The sequence below is a fragment of the Desulfovibrio sp. OH1186_COT-070 genome, assembly GCF_003860215.1.
In the GTDB taxonomy this organism is placed as follows: Bacteria; Desulfobacterota; Desulfovibrionia; order Desulfovibrionales; family Desulfovibrionaceae; genus Desulfovibrio.
Genome location: NZ_RQYH01000212.1, coordinates 1 through 366 on the forward strand (window position 1 = coordinate 1; position 366 = coordinate 366).

At 24.9% G+C, this 366-nt stretch carries 1 protein-coding gene; it reads left to right on the forward strand.

Translation table 11 applies throughout. The features are described from left to right. Nucleotides 1-366: hypothetical protein (locus tag EII23_RS13080; RefSeq protein WP_185702419.1), on the forward strand; the 366-nt coding region annotated here is incomplete at both ends.

Consider the following 366-nt stretch of genomic DNA (forward strand, 5'->3'; position numbering starts at 1 on the left):
ACCATCAACTTTTTAAAAAACAAAAATTCTATAAAGAGATATTAAAATATATCGGAAGAAATTATTTAGAGTCAGAAGGTTATTACAGTAACTTTATATCTATGGATTCCTACTCTAGTTACCATACTTTTTTTTTAGCACCTATTGTATTTGAAATAGAAAATAAAAATATTTATACATACTTTACTTTGAAAATATTTGAACAAGGAATCTTTTATGTGGAAATATCCGATGAACTAGATAAGTTAGAAACAGCGGAAGATAATTTTAATATTTTGAAAATAGTAGGAAAAGGAGATAAAGTTTTAATTCCAAAATTAACAGAAGGAGAAATTGACTATGAAGAAACGGAAGTAAAAGAAGGTA